This window comes from Cupriavidus sp. AU9028 (genome assembly GCF_019795295.1).
Lineage (GTDB): Bacteria > Pseudomonadota > Gammaproteobacteria > Burkholderiales > Burkholderiaceae > Cupriavidus.
Genome location: NZ_JAIMCG010000006.1, coordinates 62,763 through 81,194, shown reverse-complemented (window position 1 = coordinate 81,194; position 18,432 = coordinate 62,763). Strand labels below are relative to the sequence as shown.

Sequence of the window (18,432 nt, the reverse complement as noted above, 5' to 3'; positions counted from 1 at the left end):
TTGCGCGGCGCCGCAGACATATCGACAACAGGAGACAACATGCTGACCACTCTGAACCGTATTGCTGCCACGGCTGCGCTGGCATTGCTGGGCGCCGCCGCTCCCCTGCACCATGCCCATGCACAGGCGCCAGCCCCACTCGAGCTCAAGATCACTGCACCTGCGGCGCCCGGTGGCGGCTGGGACGGCGCATCACGCTCGCTACAGCAGGCCATGGTCGCCAGCGGTGCGGCCAAGAGCGTGCAGGTCAACAACATTCCCGGAGCGGGCGGCACGGTTGGGCTGGCGCAGTTCGTCAACAACGCCAAGGGAGATGGTAGCCAATTGATGACCATGGGCATCACCATGCTCGGTGCAGTCGTCACCAACAAGGCGCCGGTCAGCCTCGACACGGTCACGCCGATCGCGCGTCTGACGGCCGACGCCCTGGTGGTGGTGGTGCCGGCCAATTCGCCGCACAAGACCATTCAGGACCTTGCAGCCGCGCTGAAGGCCGATGCCGGCAAGGTGGTATGGGCCGGTGGCTCGGCCGGCGGTGCCGACCATATGCTGGCGGCATTGGTGGTAAAGGCAGCTGGCGGCAACACGGCGCGGCTGAACTACGTGCCGTTCTCCGGCGGTGGGGAGGCGCTGGCCGAAATGCTGGGCGGGCGCGTCACCGCCGGCGTATCCGGCTACAACGAGTTCGAAAGCCAGATCAAGACCGGCAAGCTGCGCGCGTTGGCGATTTCATCCTCGCAGCGCATGCCAGGCATTGCGGTGCCGACGCTGAAGGAGCAAGGGCTCGATGTGGAACTGCTCAATTGGCGCGGCATCGTTGCGCCGCCCAACGTGTCGCCACAGCAGGCCGCGGCATTGGCCGGCGCGGTGGAAAAGGCGGTGAAATCCGCAGAATGGCAAAAGATCCTGAAGGCGCGCGGTTGGGATGACGCCTACCTGCCCGCCGAAAAGTTCGGGGCATACCTGAAGTCCGAGCAGGCGCGGGTGCGTGACATTCTCGGATCGATCGGCCTCGCGAAGTGAACGCCATGACTTCACATGTTCAACGCAAGGCGGGCGCGGCGGGACGTTTGGATATGCCCAGGATTGTCGTGGGCGCCCTTCTGCTGCTGCTGGCCCTCGTGGTGTTCGCCGATGCCGGCCAACTGCGGCCGGGGCCGGCGGCGGGTATCGGTCCGTCCGCCGGGATGCTGTTTGTTGCTGGATTGCTCGCCGTCCTCGGCGCCGTGCATCTGATCACCGCCGCGCGCCGCCCCGGCGCGACGGCGCCGTCAGAGCCGGCCGCGACGCCGCTCATGCGCTGGAAGCCCGTCAGCCTCGTGCTTGGTGGCCTGCTCGCGCTCATGTTCGTGCTGAAGCTGCAACTGGGGTTCATCGCCGGCGCGACGCTGCTGTTCATCGCAACATCGCTGGCTTTCGGCGAGAGACGGCTCCTTCTGTCGGCTGTCATCGGCGTGGCACTGAACCTGGCGGTGTATGCGTTCTTCGCCAAGGCCCTGTCGCTGGCGCTGCCGGCCGGGCCGCTGGAACGTCTCGTGTTTGGTTGAACGGAGTAGTCATGGACGTCTTCAGCTATCTGGCACAAGGCCTTGCCGTCGCGGCACAGCCTGGCAACCTGCTTTTCGCCGGCATCGGCGTGTTGCTTGGCACGCTGGTGGGAATCCTGCCGGGCATCAGCCCGTCGCTGACCGTGGCGCTATTGCTGCCGGTCACGTTCAAGCTCGACCCAACCGGCTCCCTGATCATGTTCGCCGGCATCTACTTCGGCGGCATGTACGGCAGTTCAACCACTGCAATCCTCATCAACACCCCAGGGGAAGCGGCCTCCATCGCCACCGCTATCGAAGGCCATCGCATGGCAAGGGCCGGCCGAGCAGGCCAGGCGCTTGCGACTGCGGCCATCGGCTCCTTCGTGGCGGGCACGCTCGCCACCGTGGGGCTGGCACTGCTGGCGCCCGTACTCGTGGAGGTGGCGGTGCAGTTCGGACCATGGGACTACTTCGCCCTGATGGTGCTTGCCTTCGTTACCGTGTCGGCCACTTTCGGCGACTCCACGCTGCGCGGGCTCACCAGCCTGGCCCTGGGCATCGGCCTGGGGCTGATCGGTATCGACAAGCTCACCGGCCAGGCGCGGCTGACGTTTGGCCTGCCCGAGATGCTCGACGGCATCCAGGTGACCACGCTAGCGGTCGGCCTGTTCGCAATGGGCGAGACGTTCTTCACCGCTTCCAGATTCACGGGGACACACGACAAGGTCGAACCGGTCAAAGGCGGGCTGCACATGACGCGATCGGACTGGAAGCGCTCCTGGAAGGCATGGCTGCGCGGTACCGCGCTCGGCTTTCCGATCGGTGCGCTGCCTGCCGGGGGCGCCGAGGTACCCACGCTGCTGTCGTACACCGTCGAGCGCAAGTTGACGCGTCACCAGCAAGAGTTTGGCCGCGGCGCCATCGAGGGCGTCGCAGGACCGGAGGCAGCCAACAATGCCGCCGCCACCGGGACCCTGGTGCCGTTGCTGACGCTGGGGCTGCCCACGTCGGCCACCGCCGCGATGATGCTGGCGGGCTTTCAGCAGTACGGGCTGGTACCAGGTCCGCTGCTGTTCGCCGACAAGCCGGACCTGGTATGGGGGCTGGTGGCCAGCCTCTTCATCGGCAACGTGATGCTGCTGGTGCTGAATTTGCCCTTGATCGGCATCTGGGTGCGATTGCTCAAACTGCCACAGCCCTGGCTGTACGCCGGCATCCTGGTCTTCGCGGCCATGGGGACCCTGGCAGCGAATCCCTCCATCGTGGAACTGGCGATGCTGGTCGTCTTCGGCCTGGTGGGCTTCGCCATGCGATGGCTCGACTACCCGGTGGCACCGATGATCGTCGGCCTGATTCTGGGCCCCATGGCCGAAAGCCAGTTCCGCCGCGCCATGCAGATGAGCTTCGGCGATCCATGGGTGTTCGTCAGCCATCCGGGTTCCGCGGCCCTTCTGGCGCTCGCGGCGGCGGCTTTGGTCGCGCCTTTCGTATTCAAGGGGCTACGCAGGATGGGCGGCGCGGATGAATGAGTGACACAGGATAAGGATGCGGCCTACGCATCCCGGACGCGAGAGCGTGACAGGCAGGAGGAAGACAGCATGAAAAGAATTTCGTTTGACAAAGGACTACCGTTCAAGGGCGCCGCCGCGGCGTTGGCCAGCCTGGCCGCAGGGGCCGCGCTGGCGCAGCCCAGTTACCCGGCTCGTCCGGTCACAATCGTGGTGCCCTTCTCGGCCGGAGGCGGCGTCGACGCGATGGCGCGCGTCGTCGCCGAAAAACTGCGAACGGTACTGGGCCAGCCCGTCGTTGTGGAAAACAAGGGAGGGGGCAGCGGCATGATCGGCGCGCAAGCTGTAGTCAAGGCGCCGGCCGATGGCTACACACTGTTGATGGGCTCGGCAGGAGAGACGGCGATCAACCCGTTCGTCTACAAGAGCCGGATGCAATATGCGCCCCAGACCGACCTCGTACCGGTGAGCCTGATCGTCAAGGTGCCCAATGTCCTGGTGGTCAACCCGAAGCTGCCGTACAAGACCGTCGATGAGATGATTGCCTTCGCTCGCGCCAATCCCGGTGCAGTGCGCTATGGCACCAGCGGCGTCGGCAACCCGCAGCATCTGTCCGGCGAGCTGATGGCAAAGAAGGCCGGCGTGCAGCTGACCAACGTACCTTACCGAGGCGCCTCGAACCAACTGCTTGACGTGATTGGCGGCAATATCGAAATGACCTTCGTGAGCCTCGCCGGCGCACGCCCGTTCATCAAGGATGGAAAGGTGCGGGCCATCGGCATCACGTCGCTGGGCAAGAGCCCTCTTGCGCCGGATATTCCCGCCATTTCGGACTCGACCAGTCTGAAGGGCTATGCCCTGGAGAACTGGTTCGGCCTGTTTGCGCCGAAAGGTACGCCGCCGCAGATCGTGACGCGCCTGAACGCGGCGGTTGCCGAGGCGCTGAAGGATCCGAAGCTCGACGCAAGGCTGCGGGATCTCGGTGGCTTCCCGAGCCCCGGTTCACCCGAGCAGTTCAAGACCTTTATCCAGCATGAATCGGGGCTGTTCAAGCGTATTGTCGAAGAATCGAATATCACCCCGGACAACTAGACGTACCACGTCAACGCGGGCGTTTCGGACGGCGCTCACCGAAGGCGCCACGGCAACGCTTCGCGCCGCACGACCCCGGCCGGAATCGGCCGGCGACACACATCCACACCTGAATTCGGAGAATCCAGCATGCGCATCCTTGTTCTTCCCGGCGACGGCATCGGCCCGGAGATCGTGGCTTCGTCCATTGAAGTCCTGAAAGCTGCCGACAAGGTGTTCGATCTGGGCCTGAACTTCGAATACGAAAGCGTGGGCTTCCCCAGTCTGGCCGAGTTCGGCACCACGTTACGCCAGGAAATTCTGGACAAGGCACCATCCTATGATGGCGTCATTCTCGGCACGCAGTCCCATGCCGACTACCCGCCCCCTGGCCAGGGCGGCCGCAACATCTCCGCGGCTTTTCGCTGCGATCTGGATCTGTACGCGAACGTGCGTCCCGCGCGATCTCGCCCCTTCCTTGGCCGCGGCGCAGCGAACATGGATCTGGTCATCATGCGCGAAGCCACGGAAGGGTTCTACCCCGACCGCAACATGTACGAGGGTTGGGGCGAGATGATGCCTTCGAAGGACATGGCGATCTCGATCAGAAAGATCACCGCACATTGCTCGGAACGCATCGCGCGACGGGCTTTTGAGCTGGCAAGCAAGCGCCGGAAGCACGTCACCGCCATCCACAAGGCCAACAGTTTTCATATGACTGACGGACTGTTCCTGCGCGAGGTCCGGAAGGTTGCCTCCGAGTATCCGCAGGTGCGGCTCGACGACATGCTTGTCGACGCGTCGGCAGCCCACCTGGTACGGGATCCTTCCCGCTTCGACGTGATCGTCGCCACCAATTTCTATGGCGACATTCTGTCCGACCTTGCCAGCGAATTGTCGGGAAGCCTGGGCCTGGGCGGCTCCATCATGGCCGGCGACGGTTTGTGCTGCGCGCAGGCGCAGCATGGTTCGGCCCCCGACATCCAGGGCCAGGACAAAGCCAATCCAACCTCGATGATTCTATCCGTCGCCATGTTGGTCCAGTGGCTGGGTGAACACCGCGACATGCCTCATTTCATCGCAGCCGCGCAAGCGATCGACGCCGCTGTGGACAAGGTCCTGGCGGACCCGGCGACGCGCACCGCGGACCTTGGTGGCTCGATGGGCTGCACGGCGTTCGGACAAGCCGTCGCGGCCAGCGTGAAAGCCGCGTGATTCGGCTATGTCTGCTCAGCCCTCAACGCCAGCAGAGGGCGCGAGAGCAAACCGCTCAGACTCACCGCCGCGCCTGACACGCCGATGACGACAAACAGCGTGCTGACGTCGATGATCTCGCCCAAGGGCGATACGACGGCAAGACTGACTGGCGCGGCAAGACCCATGATGGCGTTCAGCAGTGACAGCGCGCGTCCTTGAAGATGGTGCGGCACGACGGCTTGCAGAAGCGCCATCAGGGGAGCATTGCCGAAGACAAAGGTGACACCGCAGAGGAACCACCAGGTGATGGCGGCTCCGAACATGTCCCTGGGTACGAGTGCGGTCAGCGCAAGGGATAGGCAGGAAGCAGCGAATCCGAACAGGATCCACACAATGTGTCGCCGCGGCGCCATCGCGGCCACCAGCAGACCGCCGAGCAGCATACCGACTCCCGACAGCCCCTCCATCAAGGCCACCTCGGCGGCGCCACCGCCGAAATGATCCTTGACCAGCAAGGGAACGAGCGTGAATGCCGGCATGATGACCAGCACGACGCCCGCCAGCACCGCATAGAGCGGGCGCAGGCCGGGCGAAGACCACACGAGGGCCACGCCCTCCCGGAACTCTGCCCACAGGCTCACGGCCAGTGCGCCACGCGGAACAGTGCGCACTGACGGCTGCGGGATGGCCACGAACAGCAACGGTACGATGCCCGCAATCGCCGTTGCCACGTCGATAGCCAGTGCCCAGCCGATCGGCATCACGCCAAGCGCGAAGGCACCTAACGGGGCCGCTGCCACGACCGTCATGCTTTGCACGGCCTGATTCAGCCCCGCAGCGCGAGTCAGGAACGGGCGCGGGACCAGCATGGCCACACTCGCCGCCGCCGCCGGCGACTGGAAGGCCTGCATCGCACTGCGAATGGCCATCATCACGTAGACGTGGGTCAGATCGACGTCGCCGGTGAGAAACAGCGCGATCAGCACGGCCATGCACAGCGCGCTGATGACGTCGGCGACGATCATGATGATCCGACGGCTGTAGCGGTCCGCCAGCGTTCCGCCCAGCGGCGCCAGCAATGCCTGGGGCAGCAACGCGGCCATGCCGGCGGTTGCCAGCGCGGAGAGGCTGCCCGTCGTGTCGGTGATCCACCAGAGCAGCACGAACTGCGTCAGTGCGGACCCTATCAGCGACAGGGCTTGGCCGCTGAACACGGACCAGAATCGCCAGCGCCAATCAGGGCCGGGATCGTACTCCGCGGACTGCGGCAGTGGCTGCGTCAGACCATCGTCGGGCCGGACTGGAACGATGTTGTTCATGCGCTCGAATCGTCAATTGACCTCAGGATCCCGTGTCGTCGGTATGAAAAGCCCCGCCTCCCAGCGCCTTGTAGAGCCCGGTGGCATTCCCCAGCGCATCCCGGCGCAGCGCGAGCAGCTCGAGCTGGGCGGCAAACAATTCGCGCTGCGCGTCCAGCCATTCCAGCCGCCCGTCCACACCCGCGCGATAGCGCTGCCCGGCCAGTTCCGCACGTCGTTGCTCCTCGGCGACTACCCGCTCCTGTGCCCCGCTCTGCAATGCGTAAGTTTCCGATCCAGCGAGTCCATCGGCGACTTCCCGGAAGGCGACCTGGATGGCCTGCTCGTACTGCGCCACGGCCACGGACTTGCGCAACTCCGACAGCCTCAGTTCCGCGCGGAGTCGCCCGGCGTCGAACAGCGGTTGCGTGATCGATGGCGCAAAGGACCAGACGCGGTTGTCGCCGCGGAACAGCCCCCCGAAGTCGGGGCTGGCGAAGCCCAGCGTGGTCGTCAGCGATACCCGCGGAAAGAAAGCGGCCCGGGCGGCGCCGATGTCTGCGTTGGCCGCGCGCAATACTTGCTCGGCCTGTCGAATGTCGGGCCGATGGATCAGCAGATCCGACGGAAGACCGGCGGGTAGCTGCGTTCTGACCGGTTGCCGCTCCAGCGAAATGGCCTCCGGCAGATCCACGGTATCGAGGTCGGCCGCCACCAGTTGGACGAGCGCATTCCTGGCACGGAGGACGTCACGATGTCGCGCCTCGACCTCTGCTTCGGCGCGCGCCACTTGTCCTTCTGCCTGCGCGACGTCAATGCCGCTATTCTGCAACGCCTTCCTCAGCTGCAGCGCCAGGTCGCGCTGCTCTTTCCAATTGGCAAGCGTGCGTCGCGCCAGCGCCTCCTGTTCCGCGGCCAGCCGTTCGGCAAAATAGGCATCCGCGACGCTGGCCACCAGCGAGACCTTCGCGGCGCGGCGAGCCTCTTCGCTGGCAAGGTAACGCGAGAAGGCGGCTTCGGACATCGAGCGCGCACGGCCCCACAGGTCAAGCTCGAAAGCCGTTACGCCGAGTCCGGCACTGACCTGGCGCTGGACCGTCGGATCCGGAGAGAGGGAGCGGGATCGCTCCCGCGTCATGCCGGCGGTCGCCCCGATCGCAGGGAACTGCTCGGAGCGCTGGATGCGGTACTGGGCCCGGGTGGCCTCCACGTTCAGCATCGCAATGCGCAGGTCCCGGTTGTTGTGCAACGCGGTCTCGATCAACGCCTGGAGCCGGGGGTCGCCGAACATCGAGCGCCATCCGACCAGCGCCGCCGAGGGCATGTCCGCCTGGCTCGCATGGTCGGGATAGCGCGATGGGACCGGTGCATCCGGACGGACGAACTCGGGGGTCATGGAGCATGCCGACAAGGCGAGCGCTAAGGTAATGACGGTCAGTCGCATGGATCAGTTCTCCAGCGCGTCGGGGCCGGAGGCGCGGGGGCCCCGGGGCTTGCGCCACGTCCGGAGCCGGTCGCGGATCCCTAGCACGAATACGAAGAAGGCCGGCACGAAGAAGATGGCAAGCACGGTGGCGGTGACCATGCCGCCGAAGACGCCCACGCCGAGGGCAGCCTGGGTCTCGGCACTTGCACCCGAGGCGAAGATGAGCGGAACGACACCAAGGCCGAAGGCGAGCGATGTCATCAGGATCGGGCGCAGGCGCAGGGTGGACGCGGTCACTGCGGCCTCGAGCAGGCTCTTGCCCTCCTCCCGGAGCTGCTTGGCGAACTCGACGATCAGGATCGCGTTCTTCGCCGACAGCCCGATGACGGTAATCATCCCGACCTTGAAGAAGACGTCATTGGGCATGCCAAGCAGCAGCACCGCGCCCACTGCTCCAAGCAGTCCGAGCGGCACGACCAGCATGACGGACAGCGGGATGGCCCAACTCTCGTACAGCGCCGCGAGGACCAGGAAGACGACGAGCATCGACAAGGCCATCAGCATGGGAGCCTGCTGCGCCGATTGCCGCTCCTGCAGCGACTGCCCGGTCCAGGCGACGTCGAACCCGCGCGGCAGTTGGGCTGCCAGGCGTTCCATTTCGTCCATCGCTTCGCCGCTGGATGCGCCAGGGGCCGCGTTGCCCGCGATGCGGACCGCGGGCAAGCCCTGGTAGCGCATCATCTGCAGCGGGGTATCGCCCCACACGGGCGTCACCATCTCGGACAGCGGCACCATGCCGCCATTCGCATTGCGCACGCGCAGGCGGAGGACGTCGTCGAGCTGCATGCGGGCAGCCGCGTCCGCTTGGACAATGACCTGCTGCATGCGGCCGCGATTGGGGAAATCGTTGATGTAGTTGGATCCCATCGCGGTGGATATCAGTTCGCTGACGGCCGTAAACGGCACACCCATCGCTTCCGCCTTGGTCCGGTCGATTTTCAGGCTGACGCCGGAGCCCGCTGGCAAACCGTCCACGTAGACGCCGGTCACCACCTTGCTCTTCGCCGCCATTTCGATGAGCTTGGCCTGCGCGGCCTGCAGCGCCGCGTAGCCCTGGTTGGCACGGTCAACCAGCCGCATGGAGAAGCCCGAGGAGTTGCCGAGCTCGTCGATCGCGGGCGGCATCAGGCTGAAGATGCTCCCCTCCTTGACTTTCTCGGCCATCGCCATATAGGCGTAGTACACCTCTTCCCAGGCATTCGCGCCCTCGCGCTGGTCCCAGTCTTTCAGCATGGTGAACCCGACGGCGGCGTTGGGTCCGGAACCGGACAGACCGTACCCGAGAATCGAGATATTGGACTTGATGCCAGGGCGCGAGGCGACGTGCTCCTCATAGGTTTTCACCACGTCCAGGGTCCGCTCGGTGGTGGCGTCGGCGGGCAACTGAATGCTGGTAATGAAATAGCCCTGATCCTCCTCCGGCAGAAATGCCGAAGGAAGTAGACCGAAAGCGATGGCGAGCACCGCGACGATTGCCGCGAAGCCGGCCATCATCCGGCCGGAGCGCTTGACGAGCCTGCCGACGCGGGATTCGTAGCGCTCCGTCATGCTGTCGAAACGCCGGTTGAACCAGCCGAAGAAGCCGCGCCGTGGCGCATGCCCGTGATCCACCGGCTTGAGCAAGGTCGCGCACAGCGCGGGGGTCAAGCTCAGCGCTAGCAGCGCCGAGAACAGGATGGACACTGCCATCGACATCGTGAACTGCCGATAGATGACCCCTACCGAGCCACTGGCAAGCGCCATCGGAATGAAGACCGCCGTCAACACCAGTGTGATGCCGATGATCGCGCCAGTGATCTCCTTCATTGCCTTGACGGTGGCATCGCGCGGAGAGAGCCCTTCGCGCGCCATGATGCGCTCGACGTTTTCCACCACCACGATGGCGTCATCGACAATGATGCCGATCGCAAGCACCATCCCGAACATCGTCAGCACGTTGATCGAGAATCCGGCGGCCAGCATGACCGCGAAGGTGCCGAGCAGCGCAATCGGCGCGACGATGGCCGGAATCAGCGTGTAGCGGATGTTCTGCAGGAAGACGAACATGACGAGGAACACCAGCACCATCGCCTCGATCAGGGTCTGCACCACCTTCTGTATCGATATCTTGGCGAACGGGGCGGTGTCGAACGGCACGGAATAGCTCATCCCGGCTGGCATCGTCTGCTGAAGCTGCTTCATGCGCTCCAGCACGGCCGCGGACGTGCGCACGGCGTTGGCCCCCGGCGCCAGCTGCACGGCGGCCGCGGTCGCCACCTTGGCGTCCTCGCGGGTGGAGAAATCGTAGGACTGGGCACCCAGTTCCACCCGGGCAACGTCGCCGAGGACGACCTTCGATCCGTCCGGATTGGCGCGCAGGACGATGGCTGCGAACTGGTCTGGCGATTCGAGTTGCCCCTGCGCGCTCAGCGGGACGGAGACCCGTTGTCCTGGTATTGCTGGCTGGTCGCCGAGCCGTCCAGGGGCAATCTGCACGTTCTGTTGACCGACGGCACCGGTGACGTCTTCCATCGAGACGTTCATGGCCACCATCCTGGCCGGATCGACCCAGATCCGCATTGCCTGCTCGGCACCGAACAGCTGCACTCGCCCTACGCCATCGATCCGGCGCAGTTCCTCCAGCACGTTTCTGGCCATGTAGTCCGCCAGCTGTGTCTCGTCGAAGCGCCCATCGTCCGACTTCAGGCTGACCAGCATCAGGAAGCCGGACGAGGCGGCTTCCACGATCAACCCGTTCTGGCGTACCGACTGGGGCAGTCGTGCCTCGATGGTCTTGAGGCGGTTCTGCACGTCCACCTGAGCGAGCTGCGGATCCGTACCGGGCTTGAAAGACGCGGTGATCGTCGCCGTGCCCGTCGTGTCGGATGAGGACTCGAAGTACAACAGGCTCTTCAGGCTCGACAGCTCCCGCTCGATCAGGCCCAGCACCGAGTCGTTCATCGTCTGCGGCGTAGCGCCCGGATACACGGCGGTGATGGTCACCTGCGGCGGCGCAACGGAGGGATAGCGGGCAATGGGCAGTTGCGGGATGGCGATCAGGCCGAACAGAATGATGAACAGCGCCACCACCCAGGCGAAGACCGGTCGCTGGATAAAGAACTGAGGCATGAACAGTGGCTCCCTCAGTCCTGACGCGACACCGGGACCGCGGCCGCCGCCCCGGCTTCCGTGCCAGGGGCCGGCTTCCCTTCCTGCCAATCGCGCGGCGTCACCTGCGCTGCCTCGGCCATGCGGTCAAGGCCCTCGACGACCACCCGGTCGCCTGCCTTGAGGCCCGCCCGGATCAGGTAGCGGCGCTCGACCAGCTCGCCAAGCTCGACCGCCACCTGGTGGGCCTTGTGGTTGGCATCGAGTACCCATGCATGCGTCTGCGCGCCCTTCCTGGCGACCGCCTGCTGCGGGATGGACAGCGCTTGCGGGTATTCGGCCAGCGTGACGCGGGCCCGCACGAACATGCCGGGAAGCAGCCGGCGTCCCGGGTTGTCGACGAGCACGCGCACCAGGACGTCACCGGTTCCCTCGTCAACGGTGATCCCGGAGAACAGCAATTTCCCCGTCAAGTGGAAGGACTCGCCGTTGCTACGCAGGATATCGACCTTCACCCCTTTGCCGCTCTGCCTTCCGGCATCCACCGCGCGGTGCAACGCCTCCAGGGAGCCGGCAGGCTGGCGAACATCGACGTAGACCTGGTCGATCTGCTGAATGCGGGCCAGGGGATTGGTGTCGCTGGGGGTTACGAGCGCCCCCTCGGTGACCTGGGCCTGATCGATCCGACCGCTGATCGGGGCGTCGATGGTGGCGAACTTCAGATCGAGGCGGCGGCGCGCCAGCTCGGCGCGAGCCTGGGCGACCTCCGCTGCGGCCTGCTCCTGTTGCGAGCGGGCATCATCGTAGGCCTGCTGGCTGATCGCCTCCGTTTCCACCAGTGGCTTGAGACGTCCGGCTTGCGTGCTGGCCCGCGCCAGCACCGCCTCGGCACGTTGCAACGACGCCGCAGCGGTATCGACCTCCGCCTTGAACGGCGCCGGGTTGATTTGAAAGAGCGGTTGACCGGCTTTTACCTCGGTACCCTGCTCGAACAGGCGGCGCAGGACGATGCCGCCTACCTGCGGCCGGATCTCCGCGGTGCGCACCGCAGACACCCGCCCGGGAAGTTCGACGGCGTGCTGCAGCGGCGTCGGGGCGACTACCATGACCCCTACGGACGGCGGTGGCGTGGTCATGTCCGGCATGCTTTGGCCACAGCCTGCCAGCGCAGACAGGACGCACGCGGCAAGTCCAATATGGACGCTTATGTTCGGTAGTTTCATTCGGGACCTTTCGGGCGACGCGACGGTGGCCACCACGGACACGTGGGACTGTGGCCTAGATGCGTTGAGTGCACGTCGCAGGAATGTGGAGATTTGGTGGAGGCCGATATGGCGGCCCATCATGGGAGTAACATGTGTCCCGAGAGGCACGACCCATTTACGGCAATGACGCACCTGATCTTGATCGCCGAAGACGAGCCGGAGATTTTCGACATTCTCTCGGCCTATTTCCAACGAAGCGGCATGCGCGCTGTCCACGCCCGGGACGGCCGCCAGGCGCTCGACTTGCATCTGGCGTTGAAGCCGGCACTGCTTCTGCTGGACGTGCAGATGCCACTCGTCGATGGCTGGCAAGTGTTGGCATCGGTCCGCTCACGGGGCGATACGCCGGTGATCATGCTCACCGCGATGGACCAGGATATCGACAAGCTCACAGGTCTTCGGATCGGCGCCGACGACTATGTCGTCAAGCCGTTCAATCCCGCGGAGGTCGTGGCGCGGGCCGAGGCGGTGCTGCGACGTGCCGGGCCCCGCGCAGCGCGATCGGAAGTCTCCGTGCTGCGCGCCGGACCCTTCGAGGTGGACCTGGAACGCCACCACGTCGCTGTCAATACTGCCGGGCAACATGCAACCCTCGATCTGACCTTGACCGAATTCAAGCTGCTGGCCGAGATGGTGCGGGTGCCAAGGCGGGTATTCAGCCGGGCGGAGCTGCTCACTACCTGCCTGCCCGAAGGAGACGCGCTGGAGAGAACCGTGGACAGCCACGTCAGCAAGCTCAGGCGCAAGCTGGAAGACCTGGGCTTGAACGGCATCCCGGCGAGCGTCAGAGGGGTGGGCTACAAGCTGGGGATCGAGGCTTGAAACTCGTCGGTATCAGCCGCCAGTTGGCGTTCGCGATGGGGGCCATCGCGCTGGGAGTCGCAGCGCTCCTGGTGCTCACGTCTTTCGTCTTTTACTACTTCGCCTTCAGGCTGTGGCCCGGGCAGTACCCTCAAGAATTGGCGCCGACCCTGGCCGAATGGATCTGGCTGACTGCCACGACGCTCGCGGGCGTTGCCCTGGCGGTACTGGTGGCGGGGCACCTGGCCAAGCGCATCCTGCTGCCGCTGAACTCCGTGGCAAAAGCAATGCGCAGCGTGGCCGCTGGCGACCTGACCGCTCGGGCCGCTGCCACCGATCGCCCGCTCGCCGAAGCGGCGGTGCTCGTCGAGGACTTCAACCGGCTAGCCGGGGAGCTGCAACGCATGACGGAGGAGCGTGCCTTCTGGAACGCTGCCATCGCACACGAGCTTCGAACGCCGGTGACCGTGCTCAGAGGCCGACTGCAAGGCCTGGCCGATGGTGTCTTCGAACCGGACCAGACCCAGTTCCGCAAGCTGTTGGGGCAGATTGAAGGGCTTGGCCGCCTCGTCGAGGACCTGCGTGCGATCAGTCTGGCCGAAAGTGGCCATCTCGATATGCGGTGGCAACACGTCAACCTCGAGCCCGACATCGGCGATGCCGCCGATTCGTTCAGGAGCCAGTCCGAAGCCGTGGGACAGACTGTATCGCTAGAGTTGTCTTCCGTGAGGGTGTGGTGCGATCCGATCCGCATCCGGCAAGCCGTGATGGCGCTACTGGACAACGCCAGGCGGTACGCCGTGCCGGGCAACATCACCGTCACGAGCGGGGTCAACGCAGGCGTGTACTACATCAGAGTCGAGGATGAAGGCCCAGGAGTGGCGCCGGATCTCGCTCCTCACGTCTTCGAGGCGTTCCGGCGCGCAGGCGAAATCCGCGACCGCGGTGAACGATCCAGCGGCCTGGGGCTGGCGGTCGTCGCCGCCATTGCGCATGCCCACGGAGGAGGCGCGTTGTGCCGGGCCTCCGCCTCTGGGGGGACCGCTTTCGAGATCCAATGGCCCGAGGAACGCCGTGCCACTCCCGACGCGGAACGCGCGATCTGAGAGCAGCTTCCGTTGAGAGCCCGCATGGGGAGCCGCTCGGCAAGCGAGCAGACCAGCTCGGCCGGCAACGCATCCACCAGTGGATGGGCCACGATGTCGACGTTGACGACCTTCCCTCGCCCGGACCGCACCGGGAATGGCAACGCATAAACGGCAACAACAATCGTGAGAGCCCGGGCGCGCGGCGACGGGCTGCCGCGCCACGGTCGGACTTCGTTCAGTTCGCCGCGGTCAGCATCGGGCGGTGGCAGGCGAAGTACTGCCCATCGCCCTCGGTGCGCAGTTCCGGCTCCTGCCGCGAACACTGCGGGATGGCATTGGGGCAGCGCGTATGGAAGCGGCAACCCGACGGGATATCCAGCGGCGAAGGCGTTTCGCCGCTCAGGCTGCTGCGCAGCACGTTGGCGCGTGCGGGATCGGGGATGGGGATGGCTTCGAGCAGCGAGGCCGTATAGGGATGGCGGGGATTGCGGTACAACGCGTCCGCCGGTCCGATCTCGCAGACCTTGCCCAGATACATCACCATGACCCGATCGCTGATCGACTTGACCACGGCGAGGTCGTGAGAGATGAACAGGACGGTAAGCTCGAAATCGAGCTTGGCCTGCTCCAGCAGATTGATGACCTGCGCCTGCACCGATACGTCCAGCGCCGACACTGGCTCGTCGCAGACCAGCAGCGCCGGCCGCAGCACCAGCGCACGCGCGATGCTGACGCGCTGGCATTGCCCGCCCGACAATTCGTGCGGGCGGCGCTCGCCCACCATTTCGGCATCCAGCCCCACCGCCTGCAGCGTCTCGCGTACGCGCGCGGCGCGCTCTGCCGCACCACCGATGCCGTTGACGATCAGCGGCGTCTCGACGATCCGCATCACCGTATGGCGAGGATTGAGCGAAGACACGGGATCCTGGAACACCATCTGCACCCGCGGGCGCAGCGCGCGCAGGGCGTGCGCCGGCTGGCGCGTCAGGTCAACCTGCTCGAAATGGATTGCCCCCGAGCTCGGCGGCGGCAACATCATCAGCGATTTGGCGAGGGTCGACTTGCCGCAGCCCGACTCACCGACAATGCCGAGCGTCTCGCCGCGTTGCACATCGAATGACACGTCCGAAACCGCATGCACGCGGTGGCCCCTGGCATTGCGATAGGTCCGCACCAGGTGTTCCACGCGCAGCAGCGCCTGCCCGCTTTCGCGCAACTGGCTCGTCCCGCTTCCGGCCATGGTGTCTCTCCTTACAAAGGGTTCCAGCAGGCGAAGCGGTGCTCGCCCGATTGCCAGGTGACCGCTGGCGCCTCGCGCTGGCATTGCGGCAACGCGGCGCGGCAGCGCGGCGCGAAACCGCAGCCGGGCGGCGGATCAGCCAGGTTGGGCGGGCGGCCGCCGATCACATGCAGCGGCGCATGGCTCGCGGCATCGAGGCGCGGCATCGACTTCATCAGCGCCTCGGTATAGCGCATGCGCGGCGCGGCGAACACCGCGCGCACCGGCGCCTCTTCGACGATGCGCCCGGCATACATCACCGCGACGCGGTCGCACATGCCGGCGACCACGCCAAGGTTATGGCTGATCAGCACTAGCGCCATGCCGTGCTTCTGTTGCAGCGCGCGCAGCAGCTGCAGGATCTGCGCCTGTACCGTGACGTCGAGCGCCGTGGTCGGCTCGTCGGCAATCAGCACCCTGGGCCCGCAGGCCAGCGCGATGGCGATCACGGCGCGTTGTCGCATGCCGCCGGATAGCTGATGCGGATGCTCGTCCATCCGCTTGCGCGCGGCCGGGATATTGACCTGCTCCAGGAGCTCTATCGCGCGGTCCCTGGCGTCGCGGGCATCGAGTTCGCCGTGCTGCCGCAGTACCTGCACGATCTGGCGGCCGATGGTCAGCACCGGATTGAGCGAGGTCATCGGGTCCTGGAATACCATCGCGATATCGCGGCCTCGCACGCGGGATAGCGCCTTCTCGCTCATGCCCGCCAGGTCCCGCCCGTTCAACAGAACCTGCCCGCTGCGCTGGGTATAGGGCGCGCGTGGCAACAGGCCCATCAGGCTGCGCGCGAGCACCGACTTGCCCGAGCCCGACTCGCCGACGATGCCAAGTGTTTCCCCGGCCCTCAGGGCGAAGGAGACGCCATCCACGGCGCGCACCAGTCCGCGTGGCGAGGCGAAGCACGTGCGCAGCTCGCGCACGTCGAGCGCGGGCGCAGCCGCTGGCGGCGGCACCGCATCCATGGTCGTGCTCATGCCGAACTCTCCCGAACGTCGAGTTGTCGCTGCACATACTCGCCCACCCGGTTGAGGGCAAAGATGGTCAGGAAGAAGATGGCCGCGGGGAAGAACACGGCGTGGGGTGCCTCGCGCATGCTGCCCACCTCGGAGGCGATCATGCCGCCGAGCGTCGGTGTGGGCGGCGGCACGCTCAGCCCAAGAAAACTCAGCGTGCCTTCCGCCACCGCTGCCACCGCCACCATCAGCAGCGCGAATACCAGCAAGGGGGTGACCAGGTTGGGCACGATCTCCTGGGCCATGATCCGCATATCGCGCATGCCGATGGCGCGCGCCGCCGTCACGAAGTCCTGCTGCGCGAACATCATGGTGTTGACCCGCGTGATGCGGGTGAAGGCGCTGGCGAAGACCAGACCCAGGGCGAGTATTACCTTGGGCAGCGGCGCGCCGGGATAGGCCATCAGCGCCACCGTCAGGACGATGGGCGGGAAGGCCATCAGCACGTTGTTGCAGGCGAGGATCAGGCGCTCGACGTTGCCCCGGAAATATCCCGCCAGCATGCCCGCCAGTCCACCCAGCGCCACGCCGAGCGCGACCGCGCCCACCGCCACGGCGAACGTGACGCGCAGCCCGAACAGCGTGCGCGCCAGCACATCGCGACCCAGCGAATCCGCGCCGAACCACAGGCCGGCTTCGGGCGGCTGCAGCATGCGCAACAGGTCCTGCTCGGTTGGATCGGCGATCGGCAGCCATGGGGCCAGCAGCGCGGCGAGCAGCGCCAGGGCCAGCCATGCGCAAGGGAGAATCAGGCCGAAGAGCTTGCGGGCCGTCAGCGCGTCGCGCCGGCGAGGAGGACGGGGAAGCAAGGCGTCGGGAGCCGCCGCCATGTCGATGGTCTGACCGGCGCTCATGATGCCGTCCTGTCGTCGCGCAGGCGCGGGTCCAGTACCACGTACAGCAGGTCCACCAGCAGGTTGATCACCACGAAGCCGATGGCGACGAAGAGCACGATTGCCTGCATCATCTGATACTCCTTCTGGTAGACCGACTCCACCAGCAACTGGCCCAGGCCGGGCAGGCCGAACAGGACTTCGATGGTCAGCGCGCCGCCGAGCAGGCGACCGATGGTCAGACCCACCGTGGTCACCAGGTTCAGCGAGGCGGGGCGCAGGGCATTGCGTACCAGGATGGTTGCGACTGGCAGGCCCATCCCGCGCGCCAGCAGGATGAAGTTCTGCTGCAGCGTCTGGATCATCTCGCTGCGCAGCACGCGCAGATAGATGGGCACGTCATGCAGCGCGAGCGCCAGCACCGGCAGCACCATCAGTTGCAGATTGCCCGTGACGCTCTCGCTGACGGGGATATAGCCGGTGGCCGGCAGCCACTGCAGTTGCAGCGCGACGAAGTAGACCAGCAACACGCCCATCAGGAAGGACGGCGTCGACAGGAACACCAGCGACAGGCTCATCGCGGCCCGATCGACCCACCCCTCGCGCCGATATGCGGTCCATACGCCGAGCGGGATGGACAGCACCAATGCCAGCGCAATGGTGAGCAACATCAGTTCGAGGGTGACCGGCAGGCGGGCCAGGATGGCGTCGGTCACCGGCTCCCCCGAACGCATGGACCGGCCGAAGTCGCCCTGGAGGGCATTGCCGAGCCACTGCAGATAGCGCTCGTGCAGCGGCCGGTCCAGGCCCATCTCGCGCCGCGCGATGGCCAGCGTTTCCGGCGTGGCGGAGTCGCCGAGCATGACCAGCGCCAGATCGCCGGGCAGAAAGGCCACCAGCGCGAAGCTGATCATCGACACCGCCAGCAGCACGCCAGCGACCGGGGGCAAGCCCTTCAGCAGACGTCGCCACAT

At 65.8% G+C, this 18,432-nt stretch carries 15 protein-coding genes; 7 read left to right on the top strand and 8 right to left on the bottom strand.

What is annotated here, in order from left to right; genetic code table 11:
- Positions 1 to 39 precede the first annotated feature (39 nt).
- From K6V06_RS08745 to K6V06_RS08725, 5 genes are all read left to right on the top strand, one after another.
- The gene (locus K6V06_RS08745) at positions 40 to 1,023 is read left to right on the top strand and encodes a tripartite tricarboxylate transporter substrate binding protein (protein WP_222242221.1); all 984 of its coding nucleotides are present in this window, start codon (positions 40 to 42) and stop codon (positions 1,021 to 1,023) included.
- A 5-nt stretch (positions 1,024 to 1,028) separates the two neighbouring features.
- The gene (locus K6V06_RS08740; RefSeq protein WP_255581728.1) at positions 1,029 to 1,547 is read left to right on the top strand and encodes a tripartite tricarboxylate transporter TctB family protein; all 519 of its coding nucleotides are present in this window, start codon (positions 1,029 to 1,031) and stop codon (positions 1,545 to 1,547) included.
- A gap of 11 nt (positions 1,548 to 1,558) precedes the next feature.
- Positions 1,559 to 3,058, top strand: a complete 1,500-nt coding sequence (locus tag K6V06_RS08735) for a tripartite tricarboxylate transporter permease (protein WP_222242217.1) — start codon at positions 1,559 to 1,561, stop codon at positions 3,056 to 3,058.
- A 69-nt stretch (positions 3,059 to 3,127) separates the two neighbouring features.
- Positions 3,128 to 4,129, top strand: coding sequence for a tripartite tricarboxylate transporter substrate binding protein (locus K6V06_RS08730; protein WP_222242215.1), 1,002 nt, complete (start codon positions 3,128 to 3,130; stop codon positions 4,127 to 4,129).
- Positions 4,130 to 4,258: 129 nt separating this feature from the next.
- On the top strand, positions 4,259 to 5,323 hold the full coding sequence (locus K6V06_RS08725; protein WP_222242213.1) for an isocitrate/isopropylmalate dehydrogenase family protein: 1,065 nt from the start codon (positions 4,259 to 4,261) through the stop codon (positions 5,321 to 5,323).
- 5 nt (positions 5,324 to 5,328) lie between these two features.
- On the opposite strand, the gene K6V06_RS08720 is transcribed toward K6V06_RS08725, so the two are convergent.
- From K6V06_RS08720 to K6V06_RS08705, 4 genes are read right to left on the bottom strand one after another with little or no spacing between them, the layout of a single operon-like run.
- Entirely contained in the window at positions 5,329 to 6,624 is a 1,296-nt protein-coding gene (locus K6V06_RS08720; RefSeq protein WP_222242211.1) for an MFS transporter, read from the bottom strand.
- Between the two features lie 22 nt (positions 6,625 to 6,646).
- The gene (locus tag K6V06_RS08715) at positions 6,647 to 8,047 is read right to left on the bottom strand and encodes an efflux transporter outer membrane subunit (RefSeq protein ID WP_222242209.1); all 1,401 of its coding nucleotides are present in this window, start codon (positions 8,045 to 8,047) and stop codon (positions 6,647 to 6,649) included.
- A 3-nt stretch (positions 8,048 to 8,050) separates the two neighbouring features.
- Positions 8,051 to 11,197, bottom strand: coding sequence for a multidrug efflux RND transporter permease subunit (locus K6V06_RS08710; RefSeq protein WP_222242207.1), 3,147 nt, complete (start codon positions 11,195 to 11,197; stop codon positions 8,051 to 8,053).
- 14 nt (positions 11,198 to 11,211) lie between these two features.
- The gene (locus K6V06_RS08705) at positions 11,212 to 12,399 is read right to left on the bottom strand and encodes an efflux RND transporter periplasmic adaptor subunit (RefSeq protein WP_222242205.1); all 1,188 of its coding nucleotides are present in this window, start codon (positions 12,397 to 12,399) and stop codon (positions 11,212 to 11,214) included.
- Positions 12,400 to 12,564: 165 nt separating this feature from the next.
- Between K6V06_RS08705 and K6V06_RS08700 the strand changes: the two genes are divergently transcribed.
- Positions 12,565 to 13,263, top strand: a complete 699-nt coding sequence (locus K6V06_RS08700; protein WP_255581716.1) for a response regulator — start codon at positions 12,565 to 12,567, stop codon at positions 13,261 to 13,263.
- A complete protein-coding gene (locus K6V06_RS08695; protein ID WP_222242203.1) occupies positions 13,260 to 14,348 on the top strand; it encodes an ATP-binding protein in 1,089 nt (362 codons plus the stop codon). Before K6V06_RS08700 ends, K6V06_RS08695 begins: the two co-directional genes overlap by 4 nt.
- Positions 14,349 to 14,565: 217 nt before the next feature.
- Here the strand turns inward: K6V06_RS08695 and K6V06_RS08690 are convergent, their stop codons facing one another.
- From K6V06_RS08690 to K6V06_RS08675, 4 genes are read right to left on the bottom strand one after another with little or no spacing between them, the layout of a single operon-like run.
- Positions 14,566 to 15,570: an ABC transporter ATP-binding protein gene (locus tag K6V06_RS08690; RefSeq protein ID WP_222242201.1), complete on the bottom strand. Its 1,005-nt coding sequence runs from the start codon at positions 15,568 to 15,570 to the stop codon at positions 14,566 to 14,568.
- Positions 15,571 to 15,581: 11 nt separating this feature from the next.
- Positions 15,582 to 16,586 carry an ABC transporter ATP-binding protein gene (locus K6V06_RS08685; protein ID WP_255581715.1) on the bottom strand — a complete coding sequence of 335 codons (1,005 nt, stop codon included), beginning with the start codon at positions 16,584 to 16,586 and terminating at the stop codon, positions 15,582 to 15,584.
- On the bottom strand, positions 16,583 to 17,479 hold the full coding sequence (locus K6V06_RS08680; RefSeq protein ID WP_222242199.1) for an ABC transporter permease: 897 nt from the start codon (positions 17,477 to 17,479) through the stop codon (positions 16,583 to 16,585). The genes K6V06_RS08685 and K6V06_RS08680 overlap by 4 nt, the downstream gene beginning before the upstream one ends.
- The gene (locus K6V06_RS08675; protein ID WP_222242197.1) at positions 17,476 to 18,432 is read right to left on the bottom strand and encodes an ABC transporter permease; all 957 of its coding nucleotides are present in this window, start codon (positions 18,430 to 18,432) and stop codon (positions 17,476 to 17,478) included. The genes K6V06_RS08680 and K6V06_RS08675 overlap by 4 nt, the downstream gene beginning before the upstream one ends.